The sequence below is a fragment of the Streptomyces europaeiscabiei genome, assembly GCF_001550375.1.
Classification (GTDB): domain Bacteria; phylum Actinomycetota; class Actinomycetes; order Streptomycetales; family Streptomycetaceae; genus Streptomyces; species Streptomyces europaeiscabiei.
The window spans coordinates 1-4,821 of the sequence record NZ_LRTR01000495.1 but is presented as its reverse complement, the minus strand read 5'-3'; the positions used below and the strand labels follow the sequence as shown (position 1 = coordinate 4,821).

2 protein-coding genes are annotated in these 4,821 nt (G+C 74.8%); both read right to left on the bottom strand.

What is annotated here, in order from left to right:
• On the bottom strand, nt 1-419 hold a 419-nt coding region (locus AWZ10_RS23845), incomplete at its 3' end, for a precorrin-2 dehydrogenase/sirohydrochlorin ferrochelatase family protein (protein WP_167365986.1).
• A gap of 331 nt (nt 420-750) precedes the next feature.
• Nucleotides 751-4,821, bottom strand: coding sequence for a nicotinate-nucleotide--dimethylbenzimidazole phosphoribosyltransferase (cobT, locus tag AWZ10_RS53840; protein WP_244172536.1), 4,071 nt, complete (start codon nt 4,819-4,821; stop codon nt 751-753).

The window sequence follows — 4,821 nt, the reverse complement described above, 5'->3', positions numbered from 1 at the left end:
CGGGGGTCGCGGCCCTGGGCGTTGGCGGTGAGGACGGCGACGGTGACGCCTTCGCTGTGGCCGGTCGCCGGGGTCCAGGCAGTGGCTTCCTCGGCGTTGTCGGAGCGGACGCACCAGATGCGGTGGCGCTCCGCTTCGGCGGACGCGCGCGCGTTCGCCAACGGGTCGCCGGTGGCGATCAGGACGTACCAGGCCTCGGCGAGGTCGCCCTCCGCGTACCTGCGCTTCTCCCAGGTCAGCTCGCCCGCGTCGACCATCGCCTCGACGGAGGGGGTCGCGCTCGGGGACACGAGGAGGATGTCGGCGCCGGCCGCGATGAGGGCGGGGAGGCGGCGCTGGGCGACCTGGCCGCCGCCGATGACGGCCACTCGGCGGCCGGTGAGGCGGAGGCCTACGGGGTAGGCGGGGTGTTCGGCCATGAGGGTGCGGCTCCTCGGGCTGGCGGCGGTGCGGTGGGGGCGCTGCGGCTTTGGAGCGGCCCTGACGTGGGAATTTTAGGCTGTGGGTCCGGTGGGTGGCTGAGGTGGGTGGGGTTCCTTTCCCCAAGCCCATCCCTACCCGAAACCGGGGGCGCCGCCCCCGGGCCCCGGGTGGGGGTGAGCACCGTTGCCGAATGCTCGGCCGTGGGCGGTTGTGCCCACCCTCCCCCATTTTCGGCTTCGCTCGAACGGGAGGTGTCCCCTTCGCCCCGCGGAACGATTGCCCACAACCGCGCAGCCGGGTCGGAAAGGCGCCCGGTACCCACCTCGCCTACTTCTCGGTCACCCCCGCCGAGTCGAACGTCGCCACCTCGTGCATCGCCCTGGCCGCGCTCTGGACGACCGGGAGGGCGAGGAGGGCGCCGGTGCCCTCGCCGAGGCGGAGGTCGAGATCGACCAGGGGGCGCAGGCCCAGCTTCTGGAGGGCGGCGACGTGGCCCGGCTCGGCGCTGCGGTGGCCCGCGATGCAGGCGGCGAGGACCTCGGGGGCGATGGCGCGGGCCACCAGCGCGGCGGCGCCGGCGCTGACGCCGTCGAGGATGACCGGCGTACGCAGGGAGGCGCCGCCCAGGAGGAGGCCGACGATGGCGGCGTGTTCGAAGCCGCCGATCGCCGCCAGGACGCCGATGGGGTCGGCGGGGTCGGGCTGGTGCAGCTCGATGGCGCGGCGTACGACCTCGGTCTTGCGGGCGAGGGTCTCGTCGTTGATGCCGGTGCCCCGGCCGGTGACCTCGGAGGGGTCCGCGCCGGTGAAGACGGCGATCAGGGCGGCGGAGGCCGTGGTGTTGGCGATGCCCATCTCGCCCGTGAGGAGGGCCTTGTTGCCGGCCGCGACGAGGTCACGGGCCGTCTCGATGCCCACCTCGATGGCCTGCTTGGCCTCCTCGCGGGTCATCGCGGGACCGGTGGTCATGTCGGACGTACCGGCGCGGATCTTGCGCGGCAGCAGCCCCGGGGTGGCCGGCAGGTCGCTCGCCACGCCCACGTCCACGACGCAGACCTCGGCGCCCACCTGGGTGGCGAAGGCGTTGCAGACCGCTCCCCCGCCGAGGAAGTTGGCGACCATCTGGGCCGTCACCTCCTGGGGCCAGGGAGTGACGCCCTGGGCGTGGACTCCGTGGTCGCCCGCGAAGATCGCGACGGCCGCGGGCTCCGGGATGGGCGGCGGGCACTGGCGGGACAGACCGGCCAGCTGGGCGGAGATGATCTCCAGCATGCCGAGCGCGCCCGCCGGCTTGGTCATCCGCTTCTGGCGCTCCCACGCCTCGCCGAGCGCCTTGGCGTCCAGCGGGCGGATACCGGCGACGGTCTCGGCGAGCAGGTCGTGCGGCTCGGCGCCGGGCAGGGCACGGCGGCCGTACGTCTCCTCGTGGACGACCCAGGACAGCGGGCGGCGCTTGGCCCAGCCCGCCTGCATCAGCTCGGGCTCCTCCGGGAACTCGTCGACGTATCCGACGCACAGGTACGCCACGACCTCCAGGTGGTCGGGCAGGCCGAGGGCACGGACCATCTCGCGCTCGTCGAAGAAGCTGACCCAGCCGACGCCGAGGCCCTCGGCGCGGGCCGCGAGCCACAGGTTCTCGACCGCGAGGGCGGAGGAGTACGGGGCCATCTGCGGCTGGGTGTGCCGGCCCAGGGTGTGGCGGCCGCCACGGGTCGGGTCGGCGGTGACGACGATGTTCACCGGGGTGTCGAGGATCGCCTCGATCTTCAGTTCCTTGAACTGCTTCGCCCGGCCCTTCGGCAGCGACTTCGCGTACGCCTCGCGCTGGCGCTGGGCGAGTTCGTGCATCGTGCGGCGCGTCTCGGCCGAGCGGATGACGACGAAGTCCCAGGGCTGCGAGTGGCCGACGGACGGCGCCGTGTGGGCGGCCTCCAGGACGCGGAGCAGCACGTCGTGCGGGATCGGGTCGTCGCGGAAGCCGTTGCGGATGTCCCGGCGCTCGCGCATGACCTTGAGGACGGCCTCGCGTTCGGCGTCGTCGTAGGGGGGCGCGGCCGGGCCCGCGGGCTTCCGTACTTCTTCCCGTACTTCTTCCCGTACGTCTTCGGGTGCTTCTTCCACCGGTGCCGCGCTCTCTTCGGCTGCTGCTGTTTCCACTGCTTCTGCTTCCGGCGCAGCCGCTTCGCCGTCCTCCTGGTCGGCGGCCCTGGTGTCCAGGTCCTCGGCGCTCTGAACGACGTCCGGGTGCGCGTCGGCCGCTGCGAGCGGCTGCGGTACGACGATCGTCTCGGCCTCTGGGTCCCGCGGGGTGGGGACCGTGGCCTGGGCCTGCGGGCCGGGTGCGGACTCGGCTGCCTGCGCCTGTCCCTCGGCGGCCGGGAACTCGGTGACGACCGGCGTCGCCAGGTCGTCCGCGGGCAGTGGCGGGACCACCATTGCGTGGAGCGGGGTCGGGGCCGGGTGCGGGGCGGTCGGCACCGAGCCGTCGACGGGCACAAACCGGCCGAGCGGCAGGTCGGCGTCGGCCTGCGGTGCGGGCTCCTGGAGGGCTCCGGCGAGAGGGGCGTCGGGGGCGGGCTCGGTCGGGGGCTGGACCACGGCGCCCTGGGGGGCGTCGATCTGGGAGGCAACGAGAAGCGGCGCCTCGACGGCGAAGGGCTCAGCGGCTGAGGGGTCACCGGTCGCGGGGTCCTCGGTCGCCGGGTCCTCGGTCGTCAGTTCCTCGGTCGTCAGTTCCTCGGTCGTCAGGTCGGCTGCGGGCTCGGAGGGGTCGGTCGGAGCCTCGCCGGTCGACTGATCGGCGGCGGCGGTTTCCTGCGTCTCCGCGCTGTCGGCCGGTTGGTCCGCCGCGTTCACATCCGTGGCCTCGGGCTCGACGACGGCTTCGGGGACCGGCGGCTGAGCGGGCTCCGGCTCCGGAGCGGTCTCGGCGGGCTGGGCCAGCACGGCCTCGTTGTGGTCCCCGTTGTGGTCTTGATCCTGGTCCGCGACGAGTGCGACCGGCTCGGTGGACTGCGGGCCCTGCACGGCGGACGGTTCCGGCTGCGCGGGCGACGGCGGCTGGGGCTCCTCGGTCACGGCCTCAGGCTGTGCGGCCTCAGGCTGTGCGGCCTCAGGCTGTGCGGCCTCGGACTGTGCGGCCTCCGCCGGGGCTTGCGACGGCTCGGCCTCGGCTTCCCCGACCTCCGTGTGCTGCGGCTCCTCGGCGACCGGTGTCTCCGCCGACTGCTGGGGGTCCTGCGTGAGGGCGGCGTCCTGTGCGGTGTCCGGTACGGCGTCGGAGGTCGGCTCCTCCGGGGAAGCGAGGGCGCTCTCCTCGTCCGGCGCGGCGGTCGCGAGCCGCGCGTCCGGCACGCCGGGGTCTGCCTGCTCATCGGCCGCGGCAGGCGGCGCCTGCTGCTCCGGGGTGACGGCCTGCTCGGCGTCCTCCGCCGCTGCCTCGTCGGCCTGCGCGGGCGCTGCGGCCGCGCTGTCGGCCTGCGGCAGCGCGTCGGCCTCGGTGAGCTGGCCCGGGACGGAGGCGTCGAGGACCTCGAGGACCTCCTCGGGCTCCTGTGGAAGCTGGGGAGCGTCCGGGGCCTCGGCGACGGTCTGGGCCGGGACCGGCTCGGGGCCCTGGGCCGCCGGGGGGAAAGGCGTCGTGTCCGGCGCCTGCGCGGCCGGGGTGACTGGCTCGGCTTCCTCGAAGGTCTGCGCCTCGGGTGCCGTCGCCACCGGCTCGGGACCCTGCGGTACGTCCGTCTGCGGGGTTTCCACGACTGCCGCGATCTCGGCGGCCTCGGGCGCCGACGGCTCCACGGCTTCCTCCGGGGCCGGCGTACGACCGACGACCGTGGCTTCGACGGCCTCCGGGACCTGGGCCTGAACCACAGCCGGTGCTTCGGCAGGCTCCAGCGGGCGCGCCTCGACGGCAGCCGGCTCTTCCACGGCCACCGGGACGTGGGCCTGGGCTTCGACCGCCTCCGGAACCTCCGTCTGCACGGCGGTCGGCGCTTCCGCGTCCTCCGGGGCGTCCGGTGCCTGGAACTGCGCGGCGACCGGTGTCCCCACGGCCTCCGGCGTCCGGAACTGTGCGGCCGCGGCCTCCTGGGCCAGGGCGTAGGCGGCGTCCTGGGCCTGGTGGAGGGCCTCGGCGTCCTGGATCTCCTCCGCCGCGTCCGCGGCCTGCGGGCTCTCCACGGCGGGCGAGGTCTCCGCCACGGCCACGGAAAGCCTCGCCTCCTGCGGAGCGACCGTTTCAGCGGCCGCTCCCCCGACCGCCACTGCCGGAGCGGCTGTGGCGGGGGCGCCGACCCACTGCGACACCGGCTGCTGGGGCACGTCGAGGTACTCGGGGCCGACGGTGGCCGGGCCGGAGTGGCGCACGGCGCCGGGCGTGGTCCGTATGTGTTCGGCCAG